General features: G+C 73.2%; 26 protein-coding genes. 12 read left to right on the top strand and 14 right to left on the bottom strand.

Going from position 1 to position 25,925, the window contains the following annotated elements; all coding sequences use genetic code 11:
• The first annotated feature begins 77 nt into the window (after nt 1–77).
• Together ACWCP2_RS01610 and ACWCP2_RS01605 are read left to right on the top strand one after the other, a co-directional pair.
• Nucleotides 78–1,442: a M20/M25/M40 family metallo-hydrolase gene (locus tag ACWCP2_RS01610; protein ID WP_450906556.1), complete on the top strand. Its 1,365-nt coding sequence runs from the start codon at nt 78–80 to the stop codon at nt 1,440–1,442.
• A 99-nt stretch (nt 1,443–1,541) separates the two neighbouring features.
• Nucleotides 1,542–2,342 carry an MBL fold metallo-hydrolase gene (locus tag ACWCP2_RS01605; RefSeq protein ID WP_450906555.1) on the top strand — a complete coding sequence of 267 codons (801 nt, stop codon included), beginning with the start codon at nt 1,542–1,544 and terminating at the stop codon, nt 2,340–2,342.
• 71 nt (nt 2,343–2,413) lie between these two features.
• On the opposite strand, the gene ACWCP2_RS01600 is transcribed toward ACWCP2_RS01605, so the two are convergent.
• A complete protein-coding gene (locus ACWCP2_RS01600) occupies nt 2,414–3,454 on the bottom strand; it encodes an NUDIX domain-containing protein (RefSeq protein ID WP_450906554.1) in 1,041 nt (346 codons plus the stop codon).
• A gap of 206 nt (nt 3,455–3,660) precedes the next feature.
• Here ACWCP2_RS01600 and ACWCP2_RS01595 point away from each other — a divergent pair, with 206 nt between their 5' ends.
• On the top strand, nt 3,661–4,647 hold the full coding sequence (locus ACWCP2_RS01595; RefSeq protein ID WP_450906693.1) for a LacI family DNA-binding transcriptional regulator: 987 nt from the start codon (nt 3,661–3,663) through the stop codon (nt 4,645–4,647).
• A gap of 9 nt (nt 4,648–4,656) precedes the next feature.
• Here ACWCP2_RS01595 and ACWCP2_RS01590 read toward each other — a convergent pair whose 3' ends face one another.
• On the bottom strand, nt 4,657–5,733 hold the full coding sequence (locus ACWCP2_RS01590; RefSeq protein ID WP_450906553.1) for an ArsR/SmtB family transcription factor: 1,077 nt from the start codon (nt 5,731–5,733) through the stop codon (nt 4,657–4,659).
• Nucleotides 5,734–5,819: 86 nt separating this feature from the next.
• Here ACWCP2_RS01590 and ACWCP2_RS01585 point away from each other — a divergent pair, with 86 nt between their 5' ends.
• The gene (locus ACWCP2_RS01585; RefSeq protein ID WP_450906692.1) at nt 5,820–7,115 is read left to right on the top strand and encodes an MFS transporter; all 1,296 of its coding nucleotides are present in this window, start codon (nt 5,820–5,822) and stop codon (nt 7,113–7,115) included.
• Here ACWCP2_RS01585 and ACWCP2_RS01580 read toward each other — a convergent pair.
• The 5 genes from ACWCP2_RS01580 to ACWCP2_RS01560 all read right to left on the bottom strand — a co-directional run bounded on the left by ACWCP2_RS01580 (nt 7,030) and on the right by ACWCP2_RS01560 (nt 11,561).
• Nucleotides 7,030–8,328 (bottom strand): DUF6986 family protein, encoded by a 1,299-nt coding sequence (locus ACWCP2_RS01580; protein WP_351373541.1) that lies wholly within the window; start codon nt 8,326–8,328, stop codon nt 7,030–7,032. The genes ACWCP2_RS01585 and ACWCP2_RS01580 overlap by 86 nt on opposite strands.
• Before the next feature lie 195 nt (nt 8,329–8,523).
• Nucleotides 8,524–9,486, bottom strand: a complete 963-nt coding sequence (locus ACWCP2_RS01575) for an electron transfer flavoprotein subunit alpha/FixB family protein (RefSeq protein ID WP_450906552.1) — start codon at nt 9,484–9,486, stop codon at nt 8,524–8,526.
• 56 nt (nt 9,487–9,542) lie between these two features.
• Entirely contained in the window at nt 9,543–10,328 is a 786-nt protein-coding gene (locus ACWCP2_RS01570) for an electron transfer flavoprotein subunit beta/FixA family protein (protein ID WP_450906551.1), read from the bottom strand.
• A gap of 200 nt (nt 10,329–10,528) precedes the next feature.
• Entirely contained in the window at nt 10,529–11,083 is a 555-nt protein-coding gene (locus tag ACWCP2_RS01565) for a flavin reductase family protein (RefSeq protein WP_450906550.1), read from the bottom strand.
• Nucleotides 11,084–11,261: 178 nt separating this feature from the next.
• Complete coding sequence (locus ACWCP2_RS01560) at nt 11,262–11,561, bottom strand: TlpA family protein disulfide reductase (protein WP_450906691.1); 300 nt, start codon at nt 11,559–11,561, stop codon at nt 11,262–11,264.
• Between the two features lie 343 nt (nt 11,562–11,904).
• Here ACWCP2_RS01560 and ACWCP2_RS01555 point away from each other — a divergent pair, with 343 nt between their 5' ends.
• Nucleotides 11,905–12,627, top strand: coding sequence for a lysophospholipid acyltransferase family protein (locus ACWCP2_RS01555; RefSeq protein WP_450906549.1), 723 nt, complete (start codon nt 11,905–11,907; stop codon nt 12,625–12,627).
• 307 nt (nt 12,628–12,934) lie between these two features.
• The gene (locus ACWCP2_RS01550) at nt 12,935–14,197 is read left to right on the top strand and encodes an MFS transporter (RefSeq protein ID WP_450906548.1); all 1,263 of its coding nucleotides are present in this window, start codon (nt 12,935–12,937) and stop codon (nt 14,195–14,197) included.
• On the opposite strand, the gene ACWCP2_RS01545 is transcribed toward ACWCP2_RS01550, so the two are convergent.
• From ACWCP2_RS01545 to ACWCP2_RS01520, 6 genes are all read right to left on the bottom strand, one after another.
• On the bottom strand, nt 14,133–14,732 hold the full coding sequence (locus ACWCP2_RS01545; protein ID WP_450906547.1) for a transglutaminase-like domain-containing protein: 600 nt from the start codon (nt 14,730–14,732) through the stop codon (nt 14,133–14,135). The genes ACWCP2_RS01550 and ACWCP2_RS01545 overlap by 65 nt on opposite strands.
• 64 nt (nt 14,733–14,796) lie before the next feature.
• On the bottom strand, nt 14,797–15,873 hold the full coding sequence (locus ACWCP2_RS01540; RefSeq protein ID WP_450906690.1) for a threonine aldolase family protein: 1,077 nt from the start codon (nt 15,871–15,873) through the stop codon (nt 14,797–14,799).
• A 38-nt stretch (nt 15,874–15,911) separates the two neighbouring features.
• Nucleotides 15,912–16,673 carry an SDR family NAD(P)-dependent oxidoreductase gene (locus ACWCP2_RS01535; RefSeq protein ID WP_450906546.1) on the bottom strand — a complete coding sequence of 254 codons (762 nt, stop codon included), beginning with the start codon at nt 16,671–16,673 and terminating at the stop codon, nt 15,912–15,914.
• Nucleotides 16,674–16,699: 26 nt separating this feature from the next.
• Nucleotides 16,700–18,115, bottom strand: a complete 1,416-nt coding sequence (locus ACWCP2_RS01530) for a DUF6421 family protein (RefSeq protein ID WP_450906545.1) — start codon at nt 18,113–18,115, stop codon at nt 16,700–16,702.
• A gap of 81 nt (nt 18,116–18,196) precedes the next feature.
• Complete coding sequence (locus ACWCP2_RS01525) at nt 18,197–19,237, bottom strand: alpha/beta hydrolase (RefSeq protein WP_450906544.1); 1,041 nt, start codon at nt 19,235–19,237, stop codon at nt 18,197–18,199.
• 11 nt (nt 19,238–19,248) lie between these two features.
• Nucleotides 19,249–20,376, bottom strand: a complete 1,128-nt coding sequence (locus ACWCP2_RS01520) for an LLM class flavin-dependent oxidoreductase (protein WP_450906543.1) — start codon at nt 20,374–20,376, stop codon at nt 19,249–19,251.
• Nucleotides 20,377–20,425: 49 nt separating this feature from the next.
• Between ACWCP2_RS01520 and ACWCP2_RS01515 the strand changes: the two genes are divergently transcribed.
• Together ACWCP2_RS01515 and ACWCP2_RS01510 are read left to right on the top strand one after the other, a co-directional pair.
• A complete protein-coding gene (locus ACWCP2_RS01515) occupies nt 20,426–21,049 on the top strand; it encodes a helix-turn-helix transcriptional regulator (RefSeq protein WP_450906542.1) in 624 nt (207 codons plus the stop codon).
• Nucleotides 21,050–21,241: 192 nt separating this feature from the next.
• Complete coding sequence (locus tag ACWCP2_RS01510) at nt 21,242–21,934, top strand: glycerophosphodiester phosphodiesterase (protein WP_450906541.1); 693 nt, start codon at nt 21,242–21,244, stop codon at nt 21,932–21,934.
• Nucleotides 21,935–22,068: 134 nt separating this feature from the next.
• Here ACWCP2_RS01510 and ACWCP2_RS01505 read toward each other — a convergent pair whose 3' ends face one another.
• Nucleotides 22,069–22,608: a GNAT family N-acetyltransferase gene (locus ACWCP2_RS01505; protein ID WP_450906689.1), complete on the bottom strand. Its 540-nt coding sequence runs from the start codon at nt 22,606–22,608 to the stop codon at nt 22,069–22,071.
• Nucleotides 22,609–22,753: 145 nt separating this feature from the next.
• Here ACWCP2_RS01505 and ACWCP2_RS01500 point away from each other — a divergent pair, with 145 nt between their 5' ends.
• The 4 genes from ACWCP2_RS01500 to ACWCP2_RS01485 all read left to right on the top strand — a co-directional run bounded on the left by ACWCP2_RS01500 (nt 22,754) and on the right by ACWCP2_RS01485 (nt 25,900).
• Nucleotides 22,754–23,350, top strand: a complete 597-nt coding sequence (locus tag ACWCP2_RS01500) for a DUF5134 domain-containing protein (protein ID WP_450906540.1) — start codon at nt 22,754–22,756, stop codon at nt 23,348–23,350.
• Between the two features lie 90 nt (nt 23,351–23,440).
• Nucleotides 23,441–24,379, top strand: a complete 939-nt coding sequence (locus ACWCP2_RS01495) for a M56 family metallopeptidase (protein ID WP_450906539.1) — start codon at nt 23,441–23,443, stop codon at nt 24,377–24,379.
• 110 nt (nt 24,380–24,489) lie between these two features.
• Nucleotides 24,490–25,218 (top strand): phosphatase PAP2 family protein, encoded by a 729-nt coding sequence (locus ACWCP2_RS01490; RefSeq protein ID WP_450906538.1) that lies wholly within the window; start codon nt 24,490–24,492, stop codon nt 25,216–25,218.
• A gap of 37 nt (nt 25,219–25,255) precedes the next feature.
• On the top strand, nt 25,256–25,900 hold the full coding sequence (locus ACWCP2_RS01485) for a TetR/AcrR family transcriptional regulator (protein ID WP_450906537.1): 645 nt from the start codon (nt 25,256–25,258) through the stop codon (nt 25,898–25,900).
• The last annotated feature ends 25 nt before the right edge of the window (nt 25,901–25,925 follow it).

Genomic DNA, 25,925 nt, shown 5'->3' with positions numbered 1-25,925 from the left:
CATGCGGGACGCGTACACGTAACCCGTACACGTACACGTACACGTACACCAACGTCGCACCCAAGAGGAGCGTGCCCATGCCGTCTCAGTCGATCGCCGAGACCGTCGCCTCGCTGATGCCCCGCGCCAAGCAGGAGCTGTCCGAGCTGGTGGCCTTCCAGTCGGTGGCGGACTGGGCCCAGTTCCCGCAGAGCGAGAGCCAGGCGGCCGCGAACTGGGTGGCCGACGCCCTGCGCGCCGAGGGCTTCCAGGACGTGGCACTGCTCGACACCCCCGACGGCACCCAGTCGGTGTACGGGTTCCTGCCCGGCCCGGCGGACGCGCCGACCGTCCTGCTGTACGCGCACTACGACGTGCAGCCCCCGCTGGACGACGCGGCCTGGGTCTCCCCCGCCTTCGAGCTGACCGAGCGCAACGGCCGCTGGTACGGCCGCGGCACCGCCGACTGCAAGGGCGGGTTCATCCTGCACCTGCTCGCGCTGCGCGCCCTGAAGGCCAACGGCGGGGTCCCGGTGAACGTGAAGGTGATCGTCGAGGGCTCCGAGGAGCAGGGCACCGGCGGCCTCCAGCAGTACGCGACGGCGCACCCCGAACTGCTGGCCGCCGACGCCGTCGTGATCGGAGACGCGGGCAACTTCCGTACGGGCCTGCCCACGGTCACCGCGACCCTGCGCGGCATGTGCCTCCTCAAGGTCAAGATCGACACCCTGGGCGGCAACCTGCACTCCGGCATGTTCGGCGGGGCCGCCCCCGACGCGATGGCCGCGCTGATCCAGCTCCTGGCCTCGCTGCGCGCGCCCGACGGTTCGACCACGGTGGACGGGCTGGCCTCGGACGCGGTATGGGAGGGGCTCCAGTACCCGGAGGCGGACTTCCGCTCCGACGCGAAGGTGCTCGACGGGGTCGAGCTGATCGGCGAGGGCACGATCGCGGACCGCCTGTGGTCCCGGCCGGCCGTCACGGTGCTCGCCATCGACTCCCCGCCGCTGGTCGGCGCCACCCCCTCGGTGCACGCGAGCGCGGGCGCGCTGGTGAGCCTGCGGGTGCCGCCGGGCGTGGACACGGCCGAGGCGATCAAGCTGCTGGAGGCGCACCTGGTGGCGCACACCCCGTGGAAGGCCCACCTGGAGATCGAACTCGTCGGCCAGGGGCAGCCGTTCCAGGCGGACACGGACAGCCCCGCCTACGCCTCGATGGCGCAGGCCATGAAGGCGGCGTACCCGGGCCAGGAGATGCAGATCAGCGGCATGGGCGGCTCCATCCCCCTGTGCAACACCCTGACCGAGCTGTACCCGGACGCGGAGATGCTGCTCATCGGCCTCAGCGAGCCGGAGGCGCAGATCCACGCGGTGAACGAGAGCGTCTCCCCGGAGGAACTGGAGCGCCTGTCGGTCACCGAGGCGCTGTTCCTCCTCAACTACGCGGAGTCCAAGCGCGTCTGACGGCGGCTCGGAAGGCTCCCCGATCACTCAGCTACGGGCGAACCACGCCGGCGGCGCAACCTGCGCCGCAGGCGTGGTTCGTCCCCGTACGTTCGGCTGATGGAACTCGATCTCGTAGAAGTCGTCCCCGACCGCCTCCACATGCTCCGTTTCCCCATCGGCCAGGCCTATCTCTGGCGCGACGGTGAGGCCCTGACCCTGATCGACGCGGGCCACGCCGGTTCGGCGGACGCGATCGAAGGGGCGATACGTTCCCTCGGGCTGCTGCCGGAGCGGCTGGAGCGGATCGTCCTGACCCACTGCCACCGCGACCACGTCGGTGCGGCGGGTGAACTCGCCGCCCGCTGGGGCGCGGAGGTACTGGCGCACGGGCTCGACGCGCCGGTGATCCGCGGCGAGGCACCGGTCCCGGAGCCGGTGCTGCTGGACTGGGAACTCCCGCTGTACGCACACGGCCTGACGGTCCCGCAGGCCCCGCCGACCCGGGTGGACCGGGAGCTGGAGAACGGCGAGGTGCTCCCCTTCGGCGACGGCGCGGTCGTCGTCCACGCGCCGGGCCACACCCCGGGCAGCATCGGCGTCCATCTCCCGGCGCACGGGGTGCTGTTCACGGGCGACTGCGTCGCCGGTGTGGTCCAGGTGATGCTCGGCGTCTTCAACGTGGACCGCACCCGGGCCGTCGAGTCGATGCTCCGACTCGCCGCACTGGCCCCCTCGGTGGCCTGCTTCGGCCACGGCGACCCCCTGACCTCGGACACCGCCGCCACCCTCCACGCCGCGGCGGAGGCGGCGGCGAAGGCGGAGGAGGCCGAAGCGGCGGCGGCGGCGAAGGCGGAGGAGGCGGAAGCGGCGGCGGAGACCGGCGGCGCGGCCGACCCTTCGCCGGCCTCGACGGCCTGATCCCGGTGCCGGGGGCCGGGGCGACGCGCTCCGGCCCCCGGGCCCACATCCCCGGCCCCCTCAATGCCCGCCTACGGAACCGCCCGCCCCGCCTCCAGGTAGGCCGCCCGCCCCCGTTCGCGGGCCCGCAGGGCCCACCGGAGCCGCTCGTAGCGCACCTGCGGCAGCAGGTCCGCGGCTTCCTCCTCCGTCACGAACCGCCAGGCCCGCAGTTCCGGCCCGGGCAGCCGCAGCCGCCCGGCCTGCGCCGCCGTCAGCCGGCCCCCGTCGAACAGCAGCCGCAGGCCGCCGTAGCCCGCGGGGGGCCCGGGCGGCTCCCAGTCCACGACGAGGAGCTCCGGCAGGCGTTCCAGTACGAGCCCGAGTTCCTCCTCGACCTCCCGTACCCCCGCGCACGCCGGGGCCTCCCCGGCCTCGACGACCCCGCCGGGGAACTCCCAGCCCGGCTTGTACGTCGGATCCACCAGCAGCACCCGGTCCGCGTCGTCGAAGAGCAGGACCCCGGCCGCGACCGTCTCGCGCGTGGGCCGCGGGGTCTGCACGATGTCGCAGACCCGGGCCGCGTCGCTGCGTACGGCCTCGGCGATCCGCTCGGCCGTCTCCCGTACGGTCAGGGCCCCGTTGTCGATGACGTGCGCGTCGGCCGCGAGCCAGCCCAGCGCGTGCTGGTAGACCGGTATGTGGTCGTAGGCCCACTGCCGCACCCGCAGGTCCACGTCCGCGGCCTCACCGGGCTCCTCCCGGGTCGCGATCCGCTCGCGAAGGATCGTTTCCTCCGGGGCGAGCAGCACGTGCCGCACCGCGATCCTGCGGGCCGCGAGCCCGCCGAAGATCTCGTCCCGGTACTCCTGGCGCAGCAGCGTCATCGGGACCACCAGCACCCCGCCCAGCTCCGCCAGCATCGCCGCCGCGGTGTCCACGACGAGCTGCCGCCAGCTCGGCAGGTCCTGGTAGTCGGTCACCTCCGCGAGGCGTTTGCGCGGCAGCAGCACGCGCAGCGCGTCACCGATGAACTCCGGGTCGAACAAGGTGCTCTCCGGCAGGAGGCCGGTCAGCTCGCGCGCTGTGCTGCTCTTGCCGGCGCCGAACGTGCCGTTGATCCAGACAATCACGTCTACCCCTCTCCCGATGCCCCCAGTGGCTTGCCCGCACCACCCTGCCACGGAAACCCCGGCGCTCCGCCGAGTGCTTATCCTCAAGGTCAGGGCCTGTCCGCAGCGCCGGGCCCGCACCACCACAGCGCCCGCCCTTCCGGAGGTCCGACACCGTGCCGCAGACCCGCCGCCCGCCCGAGCCCCGCTACGGCAACCGGCCGACCATGAAGGACGTGGCGGCCCGGGCCGGCGTGGGCCTCAAAACGGTGTCGCGCGTGGTCAACGGGGAGCCGGGGGTCACCCCGGACACCGAGCAGCGGGTCCAGGAGGCCATCGACGCGCTCGGTTTCCGCCGCAACGACAGCGCGCGCGTGCTCCGCAAGGGCCGCACGGCGACCGTGGGCCTGGTCCTGGAGGACCTGTCCGACCCCTTCTACGGGCCGCTCAACCGGGCCGTGGAAGAGGTGGCCCGCGCGCACGGCGCCCTGCTGATCAACGGCTCCAGCGCCGAGGATCCGGACCGCGAGCGGGAATTGGCGCTCGCGCTGTGCGCCCGCCGGGTGGACGGCCTCATCGTGATCGCGGCCGGGGACGACCACCGCTACCTGGAGCCGGAGATCCGGGCCGGGGTGGCCACGGTCTTCGTCGACCGTCCGGCGGGCAGGATCGACGCGGACGTCGTCCTGTCCGACAGCTTCGGCGGTGCCCGCGAGGGCGTCAGCCACCTGATCGCGGGCGGCCACCGCCGGATCGGCTTCATCGGCGACCAGCCCCACATCCACACGGCGACCGAGCGGCTGCGCGGCTACCGCGCGGCCATGGCGGACGCGGGCCTGCCGGTCGAGGACTCCTGGATCTCCCTGGGCACGACGGCCCCGGAGCGGGTCGCGGCCGCCGCCCGGTCGATGCTGTCCGGCCCGGAGCCGGTCACGGCCCTGTTCGCCGGCAACAACCGCGTGACGGTCACGGCCGTACGCGTCCTCGTGTCCCTCCCCCACCCGGTGGCCCTGGTCGGCTTCGACGACTTCGAACTCGCCGACCTGCTGAACCCCGGCATCACGGTCATCGCCCAGGACGCCGCGGCCCTGGGCCGCGTGGCCACGGACCGCCTCTTCCAGCGCCTGGCGGGCGCCGACCTCCCCCCGGCCCGCATCGAACTCCCCACCCGCCTCATCCCCCGCGGTTCGGGCGAGCTCCCGCCGGCCGTCTGACGCCGACCCTCACGGCTCCGGGTCCCCGGCCGCCCTGACGTCCCCCTCCGCCCGGACGGCCCCCTCCGCCCTGACGTCCCCCTCCGCCCTGACGTCCCCGCCCGCCCGGACGTCCCCGGCCAGCCGGTCGCCGAGCGGGCTGCGCCGGTAGAGGACCTGCCGGCCGTCGCGCGCCCTGCTCAGCAGGCCCGCGGCGTGCAGCACCCGCAGGTGCTGGGAGACGGCGCTCGGGGTGACCCGAAAGCGGCGGGCGATCTCCACCGTGGCCAGCGGTTCGTCGAGCAGGGCGAGGAGCCGGGCGCGGGGAGCGCCGATGAGCGCCACGAGCGCGGGTTCGTCCGCGGTGGGCGGCGGGGTCCACAGGGTCGCCACCCCCCGGCTCGGGTAAGCGAGCGTGGGCGGTTCCTCGGGGCTGACGGGGGGCGCCGGCTTGTGGACGAAGACGGACGGGACGAGGAGCAGCCCCCGCCCGGACGCCACGACGCGGTGGCTGCTGATCATCGCGCCGATGTGCAGGACGCCGTCGTTCCAGCGCAGGTTCGGGTGCATGTCGGCGAACAGCCGGCGCGCGCCTCCCACCGCCAACTGCCGTGCGCGGTAGGTCATGTCGGCTTCCAGCAAGAGCCGCATGCGGGGCCACGCCGGCCGGACGGCGATCTCCCAGTAGCCGCGGAGCAGGTCGCAGATGGCGTCGCGGAGTACCGCGACCGCCGCGTCGTCGGCGCGATCCGCCGCGCTCAGCGGGCCGGGGAGCGGGTCCGGGGCGTGCGCGGCCAGCAGGTCGCGGCGGACCAGGCCGGGGGAGGTGGCCCGGACGGCGGCGAGTTCCGCCTCGAAGTCCGGGGCGAACCTCGCGGGCCGCGGGGTCAGGAAGTCGGGCAGCGTGCGGCGTTGGGCGACCAGGGACATCAGCAGGGCCGTGTCGAGCGCGCCGAGCCGGCCGAGCACGCTCCTGCGCCACGGGAGGTGCACCGCCGACAGGCCCGGCTCGCGCAGCACGCGCAGGCTGAGCACGGTCTCGCCGAGCGGGGAGAGGGCGAAGCGGGTGTCGGCGAGGTCCTCGACACCGAGTTCGAAGCTGATCATTAAGCAATACGCTACATCGGTTTGCGGCGCGCCCGGGGTGCCGTGGACTTCCGTCCATGACACGAACGGCGGGCCGGCAGGCCGAGATGAGCCGCAGGACGGTGCTGACCCTGGCATCGGTCTGTGCGGTGGCGGTGGGCACCCTCTACTTCCCGCAGGCGATCAGCCCGTTGATCGCCGCCGGGCTGGGCACCTCCCCCGATGCGGCGTCCCTGGTGGTGACCGCCACCCAGATCGGGTACACGGCCGGGCTCTTCCTGCTGGTGCCGCTCGGCGACCGGTTCCCCCACCGCCCGCTCCTGGTCACCCTGCTCGTCCTCACCGGGCTGGGTCTGCTCGCCGCGGGCTGCGCCCCCGGCCTCGGGTTCCTCGTCGCCGCCGGAATGTTCACCGGGATCACCACGGTGGCCGCGCAGATCATCGTCCCGCTGGCGGCCGGGCTGGTGGCCGCGGACCGCCGCGGGGCGGTGCTGGGCACCCTGCTGAGCGGGTCGATCGGCGGGATGCTGCTGGCCCGTACCTTCGGCGCGACGCTCGGCGAATGGCTGGGATGGAGGGCCCCGTATCTGGTGGCCGCCGTTCTCCTCCTGCTGCTCGCGGCCGTCCTGGCCGGGTCGGTACCGCGCACGCCGCGGCCCGCCCGCCGTCCGTACGGGGCGCTGCTCGCCGACTCCCTGCGCCTGCTGCGCGGCGAGTCGCGGCTGCGCCGCTCCTGCCTCTACCAGGGAGCCGTCTTCGGTGGGTTCTCGGCCGTCTGGACCTGCGCGGCGCTCCTCCTCACTGGTCCGGCGTACGGTCTGGGGCCGCAGGCCGTGGGGCTGCTCGCGCTGGTCGGCGGGGCCACCATGTTCTGCACTCCGCTCGCCGGGCGCCTGGTGGACCGGTGGGGCCCCGATCCGGTGAACCTGGTCTGTCTGCTCGCGGTCCTCGTGGCGGCGGCGGTCCTCGCGGCGGGAGTCCGGGGCGGCGCGCCGGGTCTGGTCGCCCTGACGGTCGGCACGCTGGTGCTGGACATCGCGATGCAGTCCGGCATGATCGCGAACCAGGCGCGGGTGCTCGCCGTACGGGCCGACGCGCGCAGCCGCCTCAACACCGCCTACATGACCTGCGCCTACCTGGGCGGGAGCGCCGGGTCCTGGCTCGGTGTGCGCGTCTACGGCCGGGCCGGCTGGCAGGGTGTGTGCGTGCTCGTGGCCGCTCTCGCCGCCGTGGCTCTGGCGCACCATCTGACGGCAGGACGCGGGGTGGCCCGGCCGGGGTCCGCCCGGCCGGGCCACGTCGTCACTGCCGGACGGCTCAGGCGGTGGCCGTCAGCGTCGCCGAGCGGCGCGGGATGGCGAAGGCGTCGAGTTCCGCGCGGGTCAGGCCGGTCAGGGCGGTGACCTCGTCGGCGCCGACGGCGCCGCAGTCCAGGCCGCGGACCAGGTAGCCGGCCAGGGCCTTCGCGGTGGCGGGCTCGTCCATGACGTCGCCCTCGATCTTGGCGACGTACGCCTTCAGACGCGCGGCGGCGGTCTCCAGGCCCTCGCGGTAGAAGACGAAGACGGCCGCGTAGCGGGTCGGGAGGTGCGCCGGGTGCATGTCCCAGCCCTGGTAGTAGGCACGGGCCAGGGCGCGGCGGGTGAGGCCGTAGTGGAGCTTCCAGGCCTCGTGGACGTGCTCGGTGGTGCCGATCGGCAGGACGTTGGTCGAGCCGTCGGAGACGCGTACCCCGGTGCCGGCGGCCGCGACCTGCATGATCGCCTTGGCGTGGTCGGCGGCGGGGTGGTCGCTCGACTGGTAGGCGGCGGAGACGCCGACGCAGGCGCTGTAGTCGAAGGTGCCGTAGTGCAGGCCGGTGGCGCGGCCCTTGGAGGCCTCGATCATGCGGGCGACCGCGGCGGTGCCGTCGGAGGCCAGGATGGACTGGCTGGTCTCGATCTGGATCTCGAAGCCGATCCGGCCCGGGCGCAGGCCGCGGGCGGTCTCGAAGGCCTCCAGCAGCTGCACGAAGGCCGTGACCTGCTCGGGGTACGTGACCTTGGGCAGGGTCAGGACGAGGCCCTCGGGCAGGCCGCCGTGGGCGAGCAGGCCCGAGAGGAAGATGTCGGTGGTCCGGATGCCGCGGTCGCGGACGTTGGACTCCATGCACTTCATCCGGATGCCCATGTACGGGGCGTTCGTGCCGTTGGAGAAGGCTTCGGCGACGAGGCGGGCGGCGCGGGCCGCGGCCTGGTCCTCCTCCTCGTCGGAGCGGACGCCGAAGCCGTCCTCGAAGTCGACGCGCAGGTCCTCGATGGGCTCGGAGGCGAGCTTGGCGCGGACGCGGTCGTAGACCGGTACGGCCAGCTCGTCGGAGATGCCGAGTACCTTGGCGAAGGTGGCGGCGTCGGGGGCGTGCTCGTCCAGGGCCGCGAGGGCCTGGTCGCCCCAGGAGCGGATGGTGCCCGCGTCGAAGACGTCACCGGGCACGTAGACCGTGTGGATGGGCTGGCGGGTGCCGGGGTCGCCCGGGTAGTGGCGCGCGAGTTCCGCGTCCACCGGCTTGAGGGAAGCGCTGATGCCCTCGCTGACCGCGCCTGCGAGGCTCGTCGCCACCTTCTCCTGCTGACCCATCGTGCACTCTCCTCTTTTCCGCTTCACGGAATCTTAGATCCGCATTACAGAATTTAGTCACGGGGTTCCGCTCAGTCAATGGTCCCTCCGCCGTCCTGGACAAACGACTCGGGGCCGTGCGGTGAGAAACACCACACGGCCCCGGAGACCACTTACCCGCAGGTCAGCGCCTGCAGCAGGATTTCAGCCCTCGTTCTAGCCCTTGCGGGCCTTGATCTCGTCGGTCAGCTGGGGGACGACCGCGAAGAGGTCGCCGACCACGCCGTAGTCGACGAGGTCGAAGATCGGGGCCTCGGCGTCCTTGTTGATCGCGACGATCGTCTTGGACGTCTGCATGCCGGCGCGGTGCTGGATCGCGCCCGAGATGCCGGAGGCGATGTACAGCTGCGGGGAGACCGACTTGCCGGTCTGGCCGACCTGGTTGGAGTGCGGGTACCAGCCGGCGTCCACGGCGGCGCGCGAGGCGCCGACGGCCGCACCGAGGGAGTCCGCGAGGGCCTCGATGATGTGGAAGTTCTCGGCGCCGTTGACGCCGCGGCCGCCGGAGACCACGATCGCGGCCTCGGTCAGCTCGGGGCGGCCGGTCGACTCGCGCGGGGTGCGCGAGGTGACCTTGGTGCCGGTGGCCAGGGCGCCGAAGGTGACGGCGAGCGCCTCGACGGTGCCGGCGGCCGGGGCGGCCTCGACCGGGGCCGAGTTCGGCTTCACGGTGATGACCGGGGTGCCCTTGGAGACGCGGGACTTGGTGCTGAAGGACGCGGCGAACGCGGCCTGCGTCGCGACCGGACCCTCGTCACCCGCCTCCAGGTCGGTGGCGTCGGTGATGATGCCGGAGCCGATGCGGACGGCCAGGCGGGCGCCGATCTCCTTGTTCTCCGCGGAGGAGGGGAGCAGCACGGCGGCCGGGGAAACGGCCTGGTACGCGGCCTGGAGCGCGTCCACCTTCGGAACGACGAGGTAGTCGGCGAACTCCGGGGCGTCGGCGGTGAGGACCTTGACGGCGCCGTGCTCGGCGAGCACGGCGGCGGTGGCCTCGGCACCGGCGCCGAGGGCGACGGCGACGGGCTCGCCGATGCGGCGGGCCAGGGTCAGCAGTTCAAGGGTGGGCTTGCGGACGGCGCCGTCGACGTGGTCGACGTAGACGAGGACTTCAGCCATGGGGATGCTCCTGCGAATGCGAAGTAGTCAGGGGGTGTCGAGAGGGGCCGGAGCTCTTAGATGAACTTCTGCCCGGCCAGGAACTCGGCCAGCGACTTGCCGCCCTCGCCCTCGTCCTTGACGATCGTGCCGGCGGTGCGGGCCGGACGCTGGGTCGCGGAGTCGACCGCGGTCCAGGAGCCCTCGAGGCCGACCTCGTCGGACTCGATCTCCAGCTCCTCCAGGTCCCAGGACTCCACCGGCTTCTTCTTGGCGGCCATGATGCCCTTGAAGGACGGGTAGCGGGCCTCGCCCGACTGGTCCGTCACCGAGACGAGCGCCGGGAGGGAGGCCTGCAGCTGCTCGCTCGCGGTGTCGCCGTCGCGGCGGCCGGTCACGACACCGTCCTCGACCTTGACCTCGGAGAGCAGGGTGACCTGCGGGACGCCCAGGCGCTCGGCCAGGATCGCCGGGAGGACACCCATGGTGCCGTCGGTCGACGCCATGCCGGTGATGACCAGGTCGTAACCGGCCTTCTCGATCGCCTTGGCGAGCACCAGCGAGGTGGCCATGACGTCGCTGCCGTGCAGGTCGTCGTCCTCGACGTGGACGGCCTTGTCGGCACCCATCGACAGCGCCTTGCGCAGCGCGTCCTTCGCGTCCTCGGGGCCCACCGTCAGGACGGTGATCTCCGCGTCGTCGGCCTCGTCGGCGATCTGCAGCGCCTGCTCGACGGCGTACTCGTCGAGCTCCGACAGCAGGCCGTCGACGTCGTCACGGTTGACGGTCAGGTCTTCGGTGAACTGCCGGTCGCCAGTGGCGTCGGGCACGTACTTCACACAGACAACGATCCTCAGGCTCACGCCGGCTCTCCTACCGCATCGACATTTCTGGTACCGCCTTGTTCAGGCAGCATAGGCGCCATCTCGGGCCGTTCCCGCCGGGGCGGCCCGCGCCCCGTTCGGGAATGTTACTCGTCAGTACACAGCGGGTGCCGCCAGGTTGCAAGGCCGGTGAACTGTGATCTGGCCAACGCCGGTGAACCTGCCCCAGCAGGGACGATTCAGTCCCTCAGCGCGTTGAAGCGCCCCTGGTGGTACAGCAGCGGACGGCCCTCTCCGGCGGGATCCCCCACCGGGTCGCCCGCCGGGTCCCCGGCGACCGCCTCCGCGATGATCACCCGGTGCTCGCCGGCCGGGACGCGCGCCACGATCCGGCACACCAGCCAGGCCAGGACGCCGCCCAGGACCGGAACCCCGTGCGGGCCGGACGCCCAGTCGGTGGCGGGTCCGAAGCGGTCGGCCCCGTTGCGGGCGAACAGGCCCGCCAGCTCCTCCTGGTGCTCGCCGAGTATGTGGACACCGAGGTACTCGGAGTCCCGTATCGCGGGCCAGCTGGAGGACCCGGTGCCGATCGTGAACGACAGGAGCGGGGGGTCGGCCGAGACCGAGTTGAGCGAGGTCGCGGTGAAACCCGCCGGCCGGCCACCGTTCTCGGCGGTGATCACGGCGACGCCCGCGGCGTGCCGCCGGAACACCGAGCGCAACAGCGCGGGCGAGCCGGGCAGGCCCGCGCCGGCCCGTGGGGACGGAGCCGTCGGAGCCGTCGGAGCCGTCATCAGGAGGTGCCCCGTCCGTAAAGCAGGAGTTCATACCGCATATCGCAAGCCTGGCGATCTCCCGTGTACACAGTCAAGCCTCAACGGGCAGATGTAGGGCGCGTCACGCTGCGTGCGGACGCGCGTACCGGCTCACCGGACGCCCCCGGCACGCGAACCGGCGCGTTGCGTGCCCGCGTCATACGGCGGCGCCCAGGGCGGCGATCACGTCCGCCTTGCGCGGCATCCCGGCGGCCCGGCGCACGATCCGGCCGGCCGCGTCCAGGACCAGTACGGTCGGGGTCTTCTCGATGCCCAGGGCCCGTACGAGGTCCAGGTTCTTCTCGGCGTCGATCTCGATGTGCCGGACACCCCCGACCATGGCCGCCACCTCGTCCAGGATCCGCCGGGTGGCCCGGCAGGGCTGGCAGAAGGCGCTGGAGAACTGCACGAGCGTGGCCCGCTCCCCCGGCTCGGCGCCCAGTTCGGCGAGGCCCAGCCGGCCCGCGCCGCCGCCCGCGCCGGCTTCCGCTCCGCCGTCCGCACCGGCCTGCGCACCGGCGTCCTCGCCCGCGTCTTGCTCACCTGCGCGCACCCGCGCTCCCGTCTCCGCCTTCACCCGGCCCGTACGGGCGCTCGTCCATCATCCCGGTACGGTCGTACGCTGATCGGAGCGCCCCGCGGACCCGCCGCATTCCCGGCGTGACGAGAATCTCGCCGGGCACGGGCGTCTGGGCTGGCCAGCGGCTCCCGTATGGGGCACCATCCCCATGGCCGCGTACCTACGCTGCCGTAACTTCCGGCCGGGAGCACCTCCAGGCAGAAAGCGGGGTCTCCCCACCATGGCTGAGCTCGTCTACCCCCCGGTTATCGGTGCCGCGCACACCCTCTTCCGTGCGCTCGACGTCCGCATCGACATGAAGGGCACCGAGAACATCCCGCGCAAGGGCGGCGCCGTTCTGGTGTCGAACCACATCGGCTACCTCGACTTCATCTTCGCCGGACTGACCGCGCGCCCCCAGAAGCGGCTCGTCCGCTTCATGGCGAAGGAATCGGTGTTCCGGCACAAGGTGTCCGGTCCGCTGATGCGCGCGATGAAGCACATCCCCGTGGACCGCGCCCAGGGCGAGACGGCCTACCAGCACGCGCTCGACTCGCTGCGCTCCGGCGAGATCATCGGCGTGTTCCCGGAGGCGACCATCTCGCAGTCCTTCACGCTGAAGAGCTTCAAGTCCGGTGCGGCGCGCATGGCCCAGGAGGCCGGTGTCCCGCTGATCCCGGTGGCCCTGTGGGGTACGCAGCGGATGTGGACCAAGGGCCGCCCCAAGGACCTCAAGCGCAGCCACATCCCGGTGACGATGCGCGTGGGCGAACCGCTGGAGGCTCCCACCGACCAGTACGCCGGCGCGATCACCCGCCGGCTGCGCGAGCGGGTGCAGGAACTGCTGGACGCCGCCCAGGCCGCCTACCCGGCCAAGCCCAGGGGCACCGAGGACTCCTGGTGGCTGCCGGCCCACCTCGGCGGCACCGCGCCCACCCCGGCGCAGGTCAAGGAAGCCGGCTGAGCCCTTCGTACGGATCGCGGCCCCACCCGGACGGGTGAGGCCGCGATGTCGCCGCGCGGTGCGTCAGTTCGGGTTCTCCGCGCGGGAGTTCGGGTTCTCCGCGCGGGTCAGCGCGTCGCGCCCTTGGATGCGCGAGGTCTCCGCCATGTGCAGGGCCGTCCTGGGCCCGTACGAAGTCCAGTGGGGCCCGGACAGCGGTGTCAGACAGAAAGCCTCCCTACTGACGGAAAACCGCGATCCTTTCGCCCTACACCCGTATGGCGTAGCCTCGCAGCCTCTGCCACGCCCTCAGCCGAAAGGGGCCGGAATGCCGGGGCTCGGACGGTACTTGGCCGCCGCGCTGGCGGCGCGCTTCGCCTCCGAGGGCATGGGCATGGCCGTCGTGCTGCTCGCTCTCCAGCGCACCGGGAGCGCCGCCCACGGCGCGTTCGTCCTGACGGCCTGGCTGGCCCCGCACGTGCTCGCGGCTCCGCTCGCGGGCGCCGCCGCGGCCAGGTCGCGCCGGCCCCGCCTCTTCCACGTGGGCGCCCTGGCGGGATTCACCACGGCCGTGGCGGCGCTGGCGCTGCTGCTCGGGCGGGCCCCGACGCCGGTGGTGCTCGCGGTGGCGGTGCTCGGCGGTTCCTGCGGGCCGATGGTGACGGGCGGGCTGTCGAGCCTGGTGGCGGGGCTGATCCCGCCCGGGCCCGCGCGGGACCGGGCGTACGGCTGGGACGCGTCGACCTACAACGGCGCGGCCGTGACCGCCCCGGCGGCCGTCAGCCTCGTCGCGGCCTTCGGTTCGGCCGGGCCCGCGATGGCACTCCTGGCCGCGTCCGGCGCGCTGGCGGCGGCACTGGCGGCGACCCTTCCGTACGGCGGCCCGCACGGCAGCCAGGGGCCGGGCCCCGGCGCGCCCCGGGTCGGGATGGGCGCCGGACTGGCCGCCCTGTGGCGGATCCCTCAGCTGCGGGCCATCACCTCGGCCACGACCCTGGCCTTCCTGGGTCTCGGGGCGCTCACCGTCACCTCGGTCCTCCTGGCCACCTCGCTCGGCAGCCCGGGCGGCGGCGGGGTGCTGATGACCGCCTTCGCCCTGGGCGCCCTGACCGGCTCCCTGACGCTGGGCCGGATCACGGCCGTCGCCCCGGGCCGGCTCGCCCGCTGGGCGATGGCGGCGACCGGGGTGGCGCTGACGGTGGCCGCGTTCACCCCGTCCGTCCCGCTCACGGCGGTGGCGTTCGCCGCGGCCGGGGTGTGCGACGGGCCGCTGCTGACGGCCACCCTGCGGATCCGCTCGGAGTACGCGCCCGACGGGACGCGGACCCAGGTGTTCACCCTCGGCGCCGGGCTGAAGGTGACGGCCGCCTCGACGGGCGCCGCCCTCGTGGGGCTCGCCGCCGATGTCCGGCCCGGGTTCCTGGTGCTCGCGATCGCCGCCCTGCAATTGGCCGCCGCCCTGGTGCACACCGTGGTGACGGCGCGCGGCCGCGTACGGGAGACGGCCGGGGACGCCTCCCCCGCGGCTACAGCGCCGTCGGCAGGTTCCGCCACAACTGCGGCCGGTCCGCGGCCTCCTGGAGCGCCTTGAGCGGGGCCGGGTGCGCGGCCGCGTACAGACCCGGGTAGTCGATCTCGCCGAGTTCCGGGCGTACGGGGAAGGCGAGTTGCTCGCGGTCGAGGGTGAACTGGGCGTCCACGCCCGGCTTGTTGCCCCGCGGGTCCACCCGGGACCAGTTCTCGCTGCCGGGCAGGCGCAGTGCCACGAGGCCGTGGAGGGCGAGGTGGGATCCGTCGTCGTCGCCCAGCAGCTGGTAGCAGAGGCCGGCCGGGATGCCCCGGGCGCGCAGCAGCGCGGTCAGGGCGTGGGCCTTGGCGTAGCAGATCCCGTTGCGCGTCTCCAGGACGTCGGAGGCGCGCCACGCGACGCGGTCGTCGCCGGAGTCGGCGGAGTGCGGGATGGTGTCACGGACGAACTCGAAGGCCGCTTTGGCGTATGAATATGCATCGCCGGTGGCGGTCCACAGGGCGTCGGCGGTCTCTTCGACCAGTGGATGGCCGTGATCGACCACGTCGTCGGCGGCCAGATAGGCGGCAAGGTCAGTATGCTCCTGGATCAATTCCATGATCCAGGAGCATACTCATGCAACACTCTGCATGCCTATAGATTTATGGGAGGGGATCGCGGCGCTAGCGCGCCAGCTCTTCCTTGAGGGCCTGGAGGAAGCCGTCCACGTCCTCCTCCCGGGTGTCGTAGCTGCACATCCACCGGACGTCGCCCGCGATCTCGTCCCAGAAGTAGAAGCGGTAGCGCTCCTGCAGCCGACGCGAGACCTCGTGCGGGAGCCGCGCGAACACGGCGTTCGCCTGCACCGGGTAGAGGATCTCCACGCCGTCGGTCTCGCGCACCCCGGCCGCCAGCCGCTGCGCCATCGCGTTGGCGTGGCGGGCGTTGCGCAGCCACAGGTCCTTCGCGAGGAGCGCTTCGAGCTGGACCGACACGAAACGCATCTTGGAGGCGAGCTGCATCGACATCTTGCGGATGTGCTTCATCTGCCGGACGGAGTCCGGGTTCAGCACGACGACGGCCTCTCCGGCCATCATCCCGTTCTTGGTGCCGCCGTAGGACAGCACGTCCACGCCGACCGCGTTGGTGAAGCTGCGCATCGGCACGTCGAGGGAGGCCGCGGCGTTGGCTATCCGGGCGCCGTCGAGGTGGACCTTCATGCCCTTGGCGTGCGCGTGCTCGCAGATGGCACGGATCTCGTCCACCGTGTACACCGTGCCGAGCTCGGTGTTCTGGGTGATCGAGACGACCTGCGGCATCGCCCGGTGCTCGTCCTCCCAGCCCCAGGCCTGCCGGTCGATGAGCTCGGGGGTGAGCTTGCCGTCCGGCGTGGGGACGGTGAGCAGCTTGAGGCCGGCCATCCGCTCGGGCGCACCGCCCTCGTCGACGTTGATGTGCGCCGACTCCGCGCAGATCACCGCGCCCCAGCGGTCGGTGAGCGCCTGGAGGGCGGTCACGTTGGCGCCGGTGCCGTTGAAGACCGGGTAGGCCTCGGCGTGCGCCCCGAAGTGGCCGCGGAAGATCTGCTGGAGGTTCTCGGTGTACTGGTCGTCGCCGTAGGAGACCTGGTGGCCGCCGTTGGCGAGCGCGATGGCCGCGAGGATCTCCGGGTGGATGCCGGCGTAGTTGTCGCTCGCGAAACCGCGCACCGCCGGGTCGTGGTGCCGGCGGGCGTCGGTCTGCGCGGCGGACTTGCGTATCGCGGTCTTCACGGCGCCGGCCTTCGCGGCACCGGTCTTCACGGTTGGGGGGTGAGCCACAGGCGCTGTCCGTTCACATCGGTGGCGGGCCGCTCCCAGACGCCGGCGATGGCCTCGGCCAGCTCCTTGACGTCGGTGAAGCCCGCGAACTTCGCAGTGGGTCGCTCGGCGCGCATCGCGTCGTGCACCAATGCCTTGATCACCAGGATCGCAGCAGCGGCGCCCGGACCGTCCTCGCCGCCCGCCTTGCGGAAGGAGTCCGCCATCGCGAGCGTCCAGGCCTCGGCCGCCGCCTTGCCCGCGTTGTACGCGGCGTTGTTGGCGACCGGCTTGTGCGCGCCGGACTGGCTGACCAGGACGTAGCGTCCGCGGTCGCTGCGCAGCAGCCCGTCGTGGAAGGCGAGGGAGGTGTGCTGGACCGTGCGGATGAGGAGCTTCTCCAGGAAGGCCCAGTCCGCGAGGTCGACGTCGGTGAAGGTCTTGCTGCCGCGCCAGCCGCCGACGAGGTGGACCAGGCCGTCGATCCGGCCGAACTCCTTCTCGGTCTGCTCGGCCCAGGTCTTGGTGGCGTCCAGGTCGAGCAGGTCGACGGTGTCACCGGTGATGGTGGCGCCGCCGTGGGCGTAGCGCGCGGCGTCCACCGCCTCGGCGAGCCGGGCCGCGTCGGCGTCGGAGGCGACGACCACGGCTCCCGCCTCGGCGAGGCGCATCAGGGTGGCGCGGCCCGCGGGCCCGCCGGCCCCCGCGACCGCCACTACCGCCCCGTGGAGCTTTCCGTTCCCGTTACCGGAGCCGTTCATCTGTGCAGCCTCCTGTGGGCGAGCGCTCACGCGGCGACCCGCGCGGCGGTCTCGCGGTCCGCGGCGTTCCCTGCCGTGATGCCCTTGGTCGAGGCGATCACGCCCTTGAGCTTCTTGGCCAGGGCCTCATAGAACATGCTCAGCGGAAACTCGTCCGGAAGCACGTCGTCCACGAGCTTGCGCGGCGGCTGCGTCAGGTCCAGGGCGTCGGGGCCCTTGGCCCACTTGGATCCCGGGTGGGGGGCGAGGTACTCGGCGACCAGGTCGTACGCCTTGAACCAGTGGACCAGCTTCGGGCGGTCGATGCCGGCCCGGTAGAGGTCCTCGATCTCGGCGCACAGCTGGTTGGTGACCTGCGGGGCGCGCATCCAGTCGATCTTCAGCTTGTTGTCCGTCCAGCGCACGACGTCGTGCTTGTGGAGGTACGCGAAGAGGAGCTGGCCGCCGAGGCCGTCGTAGTTGCGGTTGCGGTCGCCGGACACCGGGAAGCGGAACATCCGGTCGAAGAGGACGGCGTACTGCACGTCGCGGCCGTGCTCGTTGCCCTCGGACTCCAGTTTCACGGCCTCCTTGAAGGCGGTGAGGTCGCAGCGCAGCTCCTCCAGGCCGTACATCCAGAACGGCTGGCGCTGCTTGATCATGAAGGGGTCGAACGGCAGGTCGCCGTGGCTGTGGGTGCGGTCGTGGACCATGTCCCACAGGACGAAGGCCTTCTCGCAGCGCTCCTGGTCCTCGACCATCCGGGCGATGTCCTCGGGCAGCTCGATGCCCAGGATGTCCACGGCGGCCTCGGTGACCTTGCGGTAGCGGGCGGCCTCGCGGTCGCAGAAGATGCCGCCCCAGGTGAAGCGCTCGGGGGCCTCGCGCACCGCGATGGTCTCCGGGAAGAGCACGGCGGAGTGCGTGTCGTAGCCCGGGGTGAAGTCCTCGAAGGTGATGCCGAGGAAGAGAGGGTTGTCGTACCGGGTGCGCTCCAGCTCGGAGAGCCACTCGGGCCACACCATCTTCAGCACGACGGCCTCGAGGTTGCGGTCCGGGTTGCCGTTCTGCGTGTACATCGGGAAGACCACGAGGTGCTGGAGCCCGTCGGCGCGCTCGGCGGCCGGGGCGAAGGCCAGCAGGGAGTCGAGGAAGTCCGGCACGCCGAAGCCGCCGTCGGCCCACTTGCGCAGGTCGCCGATGAGCGCACGGTGGTACGGGGCCGCGTGCGGGAGCAGCGGCGACAGCGCCTCGACGCCCTCGATCACGCGCTCGACCGCGGTCTGGACGGTGCCGCGGGCGTGCTCGCCCTCGGCCTCGAAGTCGATGGAGCCGTCGGCCGACTGCCAGGGCCGGATCTCCTCCACGGCGGCCTTGAGCCCGGGCCACGCCGGGTGGTCGACCACCCGTACACCGGCGGTTATCACGGCACCGCCGGTACCCGGCACAAGAGTTTCCGTCATGTCACTTCCTCCACAGGAGAACCTCACGTCGGCACAGCGTAAGGGGGTGAGGCTCTTCCGCTCAAGAGGAGATCCGGGAAATTATCCTGCGTCACCCCCAGTTTCACCGGAAGTCTTCCCGTTCTTATGTGTGGAGCCGATGACTTCGCCCAGTCGCGCCAAGGCCTGACCGGCTTCGGGCAGTACGCCGGCCAGCGCGAGGAATCCGTGGAACATCCCCGGGTGGGAGTCAAGGGCCGAACGGACTCCGGCGCCGAGCAGCCGGTGGTGGTACGCCTCCCCCTCGTCCCGCAGCGGATCGCAGCCGGCGACCACCACGTACGCGGGCGGCAGCCCGCGCGGGTCCGCGGCGAGCGGTGAGGCCAGCGGATGGCGGCCGTCGCCGCCGGGGCCGAGGTACTGCTCCCAGAACCAGCGCAGGTGCGCGGCGGTCAGGAAATACCCCTCTGCGTTGCTCCGGTAGGACCCGGTGTCCCGGGCGGCGTCCAGGGACGGATAGATCAGCACCTGGAGCGCGACGGCCGGTCCCCCGCGGTCGCGCGCCAGCAGGCAGGAGGCGGCGGCGAGGTTCCCGCCCGCGCTGTCGCCGGCCACGACCAGGGCGTCCGGGTCCCCGCCGAGCTCGTCGAGGTGCGCGGCGGCCCAGCACAGGGCGGCGTACGCGTCGTGCACGGCGGCGGGGAAGCGGGCCTCGGGCGCCCGCCGGTAGTCCACGGAGACCAGGACGGCGCCGGAGGCCCGGCACAGCGCCCGCGCGGTGGCGTCGTAGAGGTCGAGGTCGCCCAGGACCCAGCCGCCGCCGTGGCAGAACACCACGGTCGGGCGGGGCCCCGGCCAGAGGGCCGGGTCCGGGTAGTAGACGCGTACCGGGACCGGCGGCGCTCCGGCCGGCCCGGGGACCTCCCGGTCCTCCACGGCCCCCACGACGGCCGGCCGGGCCGTCGCGGGCACGGCGGCGAGGATCCGGCGTGCCTCGCCGGCGTCGGTGACGCGCCCGCCGAGATCGGGAAAGAGCGAGGCGAGCGCGTCGGCGTAGGGGCGGGCGGCGGGATCGAGCCGGTCGGGGCCGGCGGGCCCGGCGGGGCCAGCGGGCCCGGCGGGGCCGGCAGTCGCATCCGTCACGGTGGCCCCCCCTACGCCCGCTGGTTCGCGAAGTGCGGAATGACCTTCTCGCCCCACTGCCGCAGGGTCTCCAGACAGGCCTCCTGCGGCACGGTGCCCATCTGGATCAGGCACATGATCTCGTCGGCCCCCGCCTCCCGCAGCCGCTCCACGTACGCGATCGCCTCGTCCGCGCCGCCGTAGGCGTGGTCCGCGTTGAAGGTGGCCGTCGCGGTCGGCCGTACCGGGATGTCCTGCTCGTGCAGCCGGGCCACCACCTGCTCGGCCGCCCTGCGCATCTCCGCCCCCTCGTCGGCGCCCGCGACCACCGCCTCGTCCGGCACCCCCGCGCCGCCGTACCAGTGGCCGATCGACTGCGCGAAGAACCGCTGCCCCCGGATCCCGATCCGCCGCGCCTCCTCGGGGTCGTCGAGCACGATGGTCGGGCAGAGCACCGAGAAGTGGTCGTTGACGGCCGTCGAGACGAACCGGCCGCCGTCCCGGCCGGCGATCGCGGCGTCGTAGACGGAGCGCATCCCGGCTATGGACTCCGGCCCGGCGAAGCCCATGACCAGCGCCCCCACGCCCAGCTCCGCGGCCTGCACCAGGGTCTCGGCCCGGCTGCACGCGAGGAACAGCGGCGGATGGGGCCGCTGGCTCGGCCGGGGCAGGATCGGGTGCGGATCGATGTCGATGAGCTCCCCGTGGTACTCCAGCTCCTCCTCCTGCCAGGCCTTCCCGATGATCCGCAGGGCCTCCTCCACCTCCGCGGTGGTGCGCTCCTTGTCCACCCCGCACAGCGAGGTCTCCTGCACGGTGCCGCCCCGCCCGGCCCCGAGGTCGACCCGGCCGCCGGACAGCAGGTCGAGCATCGCGGCGCGCTCGGCGACCCGGACGGGGTGGTTGAAGGCGAAGGGCATGCACACGACGCCGTGCCCGATGCGTATGGTGTTGGTCCGGGCCGCCACCCAGGTCAGGAAGATCTCGGGAGCGGACATATGGGCGTACCACTTCAGGGAGTGGTGCTCCACGGCCCAGATCCGGTCGAACCCCATCCGCTCGGCGAGCACGGCCTGCTCGACGCAGTCCCGGATGACCTGATGCTCCCGTTCCACGGTCGGGTCGGCGAGCTGAGCTTCGAAGATCACGGAGAATTTCACGGTGCCTCCAGGGTTGCGTCCCGTACCCGGTCTCACTTCTATTCGAAATATGACTAGTAGTCAGACGTCGAAGAAGCAAGAGCTTCCACCGACCGCGTGGGCGGTTCTCGGCCTGCTCTCCTTCCCCGGGGAGCGGACCGGCTACGAGCTGAAGAAGTGGGCGGACTCCTCACTGCGCTTCTTCTACTGGTCGCCGGCCATCAGCCAGATCTACGCCGAACTGCGCCGCCTGGAGGAGCTCGGCTACGCGGCCTCCGTGCGCTCGGGTCCCGAGGAGGCGCGGGCCAAGCGCCGCTACGGCATCACCCCCGCCGGGCGCGAGGCGCTGGCCGGCTGGGCCTCCGACGTCGCCGAGGCGGGCCCCCCGGTGCTCAAGCACGGGCTGCTGCTGCGGGTCTGGCTCGGGCACCTGGCCGAGCCGGAGCGGCTGCGCGCGATGGTGACGGAGCATCTGGAGCGCACCACCGAGGAGTTGGCCTCCGTACGGGAGGCCATGGCGCACGCGGCCACCGAGCCCGACTGGGCGTTCCCGGTCCTTGCCCTGCGCTGGAGCGAGCGCCAGCACCTGGCCGAACTGGAGCTGACGCGGGCCCTGCTGGCGGACCTGGAGGGCCTGGCGGACCCGCGCGCGCAGCAACGTCAAGCCGGCGGGGACGCGCCCACCCCCGGGTGACCGCGCGGGCCGCGCCGGGGGCTCTCCAGCCCTCGGCGGGCCCGTCGGGAAGCGGCCGGACGGCGTTGCGGAGGCCCCGCAAAGGCGGTTTCATCGCACGCGGGGCGCACTAGCATGCGCCTCACATCGCGCGCGGCCGGTCGGGACACCGCTGCCGCGCGGGGAGCCGCCGTCGACGGAAGGATGAGAACCTTGACTTTCCTCACCATCGGGCACCGCGGGGTCATGGGTGTCGAACCGGAGAACACGCTGCGCTCGTTCGTCCGCGCGGAACGTTCCGGCATGGACGTCGTCGCGCTGGACGTGCGGCTCAGCAAGGACGGCGCCCTCGTCGTCCTGCACGACGCCGAGGTCGACCGGACCACCGACGGTTCGGGAGCCGTGGCCGATCTGACGCTGGCCGAACTGCGCGGGCTGGACGCCGGGGAGGGCGAGCACGTCCCGGTCCTGGACGAGGTCCTCGACGCGGTCCGCGCCCCGCTCCGGGTCCAGGTCCACGACCTCGCCGCCGTCGCGGTCTTCGCGCAGCTGCTGCTGCGCCGCGATCTGACCGGGCGGGTGGAAGTGGCCTCCTTCCGCGACGAGGTGATCCTGGAGGCGGCCCGGCTGGTGCCGGGCGTACGGACCGTGCTCTACGCGAACCAGACCCCGGCGGACGCCGCGGAGGTCGTCGCCCGGGCCGCGCTGGCGGGCGCGGAGACGGTGGCGCTGAACATCGGCCACCTCACCCTGCACACCGTGGAGGCGGCGCACGAGGCCGGACTGCGCGTGACGGGCTGGACGGTCAACACGCTGGAGCGGCTGCGCCTCGCACGGGCCCTCGAACTCGACGGCGTGCTCACCGACTTCCCGGAGATCCGCTCCACGGGCCGCTTCACCGCCTGAGGACCGCACGGACCGCGCGGCGCGCGTGCGGCGGTCGGCGTACGGCGGTCGGCGGTCGGCGGTCGGCGGTCGGCGGTCGGCGGTCGGCGGTCGGCGGTCGGCCCACGGACGGCCCGTGGGCCCCGCCCCCGCGACTACAGCGTCTTGACCAGCAGTTCGAAGGCCAGGTCGTCGCGGAGCGGAACGCCGAACCGCTCGTCCCCGTAGGGGAAGGGGCTCATCTCGCCGGTGCGCTCGTAACCGCGGCGCACGTAGAAGGCGATGAGCTCCTCCCGTACGTTGATCACGGTCATCCGCATCTCCTTGGCCGCCCACTGCTCGCGGGCGCGGCGCTCGGCCTCCAGCATGACCGCCTTGCCCAGTCCGCCGCCCTGCTGCCCGGGGCGGACCGCGAACATGCCGAAGTAGACGTGGTCACCGCGGTGTTCGAGGTGGCAGCAGGCGACGATCCCGCCGTCGCGCTCCACCACGAGGAGCATGCCGTCGGGGTGCGCGACGATCCGTGCCACGTCCTCGGCGTCGGTCCGCTGCCCGTCCAGGAAGTCCGCCTCGGTGGTCCAGCCGCCACGGCTCGAATCGCCCCGGTACGCCGATTCCACGAGCGCCACGAGCGCCGGGACGTCCGCCTCCACGGCGCTGCGGTAGGTCAAGGCCTGGGGGGCGGCGCTCGGCATCGAGGGCTCCGTTCTGCGCGAGGTCACGCGAGGTCATGCGAGGTGCGTCTTCCGGTGGTCCCACAGAGCCTAACCGCGCCCGGCGTGATGGCCGTGTGAAGGGGGCATCTCTTCCGGTGAAGCCGACGAACCGGGAGGTTCCGCCGTGCACGGTCCCGCCACGTCCCTCTCCACCGCCGTCTGCGCCTGGCTCCTCGTCCTGCTCTGCGCGGCGAGCGGGGCGTACTGTCTGCGGCGCGCGGGCAGAGCCGGCGGCGGAGCGGCGGCCGGGGAGGCGGCGATGGGGTTCGGCATGGCCCTCATGGCGGTGCCGCTGCGGCTGGGCGGCGGCTGGCAGGCGCCCGTACTGGGCGCGGTCTTCTGCGGGGCGGCGCTGCACGCCCTGTGGCTGCTGCGCGGGGGCCCGCACCACGCGCACCATCTGGTGGGCTCGCTGACCATGGTCTACATGGTGCTGGCCGCCGGGACGGGCGCGGGCGCGGCACCGGGGTCCGCCGGCCACGCCCACGGGCAGGGCGCCGGACTGCCGCTGCTCACCGGCCTGCTGCTCCTCTACTACGCCGGCTACGTGGTGCTGGGCGGAGCCCGGCTGGTCACCGTCGGCGGCACGGGCACGGGCACGGGCACCGGCACGGCGCGTGCCGCGGACGGCACCGGGGCCCCCGCCGGGCCGGCCGAGGTGATCCGCGCCTGCCGACTGGCCATGGGGATGGGCATGTTGGCGATGCTGAGCACGATGTGAGGCCGGCGGGCGCGGAGGCCAAACGTGTCCTGCGTCACCCTTGGCCCGGACCATACCCGCAGGTAGTCGCACGCTCCTAGGCTGAGGCCCATGATGGTCCCCGCCGTTCTCCTGCTGCTCGGCGCCCTGACCGCGGTGCTCGCGCCCCGTCTGCTGGCCCGGGCCGAGTGGCCCGACCACGAGCCCGTCGTGGCCCTGTGGGCGTGGCAGTGCGTGGTGGGCGCCGTGCTCCTGTGCTTCGGCCTGTCGATGCTGCTGAGCGCGGCCGCCGCCTGGCAGGCCGTCCGGGGCCGGCTGTTCGCCGCGGCCCCGCACGGCGTGGTCGACGCCTACGCGCTCGACGCCGCGGGCGGGCTCTGGGCCGCGGGCACCGCCGTCGCCCTGGCGGTCGGCGGGCTGTGGACCGGGGCGATGCTGGCCCGGGAGATCCTGCGGGCCCGCGCCCGGCGGCGTGCGCAGGGCGCGGAACTGCTGCTGCGCGCTCCGCTGATGCCCGGGGAGGAGGCCGCCGGGGGGCGGCTCGTGGTCCTGGAGGGGCAGCGGCCCGACAGCTGGTGGCTGCCGGGTCCGGTCCCGCAGCTGGTGGTCACGACGGCGGCGCTGGGCCGGCTCAAGGGGAGCCAGCTGGACGCCGTACTGGCCCACGAGCAGGGGCACGCGGCGGCCCGGCACGACTGGCTCCTGCACTGCTCGCGGGCGCTGTCCGGCGGGTTCCCGCAGGTCCCGGTCTTCGCCGCGTTCGAGGCGCAGATGCACCGGCTGGTGGAGCTGGCGGCCGACGACGTGGCCTCGCGCCGGTACGGACGCCTGACCACGGCCCTGGCCCTGATCGGCCTGAACGAGGACCGCGGGGTCTTCGGCCCGTCCCCCGCCCCGCACGCACACGTCCCCCACCGGGTCCGCCGCCTGCTGGCGGCCGCCCCCCGCCTGTCGGCCGTGCGCCGGATGCGGCTGACGGCCCTGGCGACGCTGGCTCCGGCGGTTCCCCTGCTGGTGGCCTTCGGACCGGGACTCAGCACGCTGGCCTGAGCGCGTCCCGCACGGCCCCGCGGAGCGCACGCACCGCATGCGCCGCATGCGCCGCGCGGCGCGGCGGCCGGACCGCGGTCCGGTACGGGCACCCGTGCAAGGATCGCCGTATGCGGAACGATCACGCACCGTGGCGGAACCCGCTGGTGTGCACGCTGTGGGGCGCGGTTCTCGTCGCCTCGGTCGTCCTGACGGTGCTGGTGGCCGTCGGCTGGGGTCCGCTGATGTCCCTCGACGGCCGGATCGCGCGGGGTCTGCACTCCTACGCCGTCTCCCACCCCGGGGTCACCCGGCTGGTGCGGGTGCTCAGCGACTGGGTCTGGGACCCGTGGACCATGCGGGTCCTGGCGGGTGCGGCCTGCCTGTGGCTGTGGTGGCGGGGCAGGGGCCGGTGCGCGCTGCGGATCGCGCTGGCCACCCTCGCGGCCGCGGTGGTGAGTCAGGGACTGAAGCTCTTGGTGGGGCGGGAGCGGCCTGTTTGGCCGGATCCGGTCGTCACCGCGGACTACGCCGCCTATCCGTCGGGGCACGCCCTGACGGCGACGGTGGTCTGCGGTCTGCTCGTGTGGCTGGTCGTGCGCGGACCGGGGCGGCCGGCCGCGCAGCCGTCGCCGCGTCCGCGCGCGGTGCCCCGCCCGGCCGTGTCGCTGGTCGTCGCCCTGGCCGCGGTCTCGGTCCTCGGGGTCGGCTTCACCCGGATCTACCTCGGCGTCCACTGGTTCTCGGACGTTGTGGCGGGCTGGCTGCTGGGCGCGGTGCTCGTGGTGCTCGCCGTCTCGGACGGTGCCTGCTCTGGGCGATCCCCCGTGTCGCCCAGAGCCGGCGGTCCGGCGCGCTGAGTATACTGGCCGCGAGCCAGTCAACGCAGGAGCAAGCATGTCCCCGCGCAGCGCATCGGTCAATGAAGAATTGCGCAGGCGTTCCCGGGAGCGGCTGCTGCAGGCCACGGTCGAACTCGTCGCGGAACGCGGCTACGAAGCCACCACCCTCGGCGACATCGCCGACCGGGCGGGGGCCGCCCGCGGCCTGGTGTCGTACTACTTCCCGGGCAAGCGCCAGCTCCTGCAGTCCGCCGTGCACCGGCTGATGCACCTCACGCTGGAAGCGGCGCTGGAGCGCGAGCCGCGGCCGGCCGGACCCGGGGACGGCCCGGAGCGCCTCGCCCGGGCCATCGACGCGATCCTCGGGCTGGCCATGGACCGGCCCCGGCTGATGCGGACCCACATGGCGGGGATCCTGCAGGCGGAGGGTTTCGTCCAGTGCGCCGAACAGCAGCGGCTGGCGGAGCTGCTGCGGGACACCGTGGTGCGGTACGGGTCGGCGGACGTGGACATCGACTATCCGCTGCTGCGCGCCCTGTTGATGGGCGCGGTGGTGGCGGTGCTGCTGCCGGGGGCGCCGATGCCGGCGGCCCGGCTGCGGGCCGAGCTGTTCCAGCGGTACGGGCTCGACTGGGAGCTGGGTGTCCCGCCGGACGGTGGACCGCCCGGCGGAACCTTTCCCTCACCGCGTCAGCGGTAGTGGGGGTGCGTCAGCGGTGGTCGGC

The sequence above is a fragment of the Streptomyces sp. NPDC002104 genome (assembly GCF_053593795.1).
Note: the sequence above shows the minus strand (reverse complement) of the source record. Positions and strands in the feature narration are given on the sequence as shown.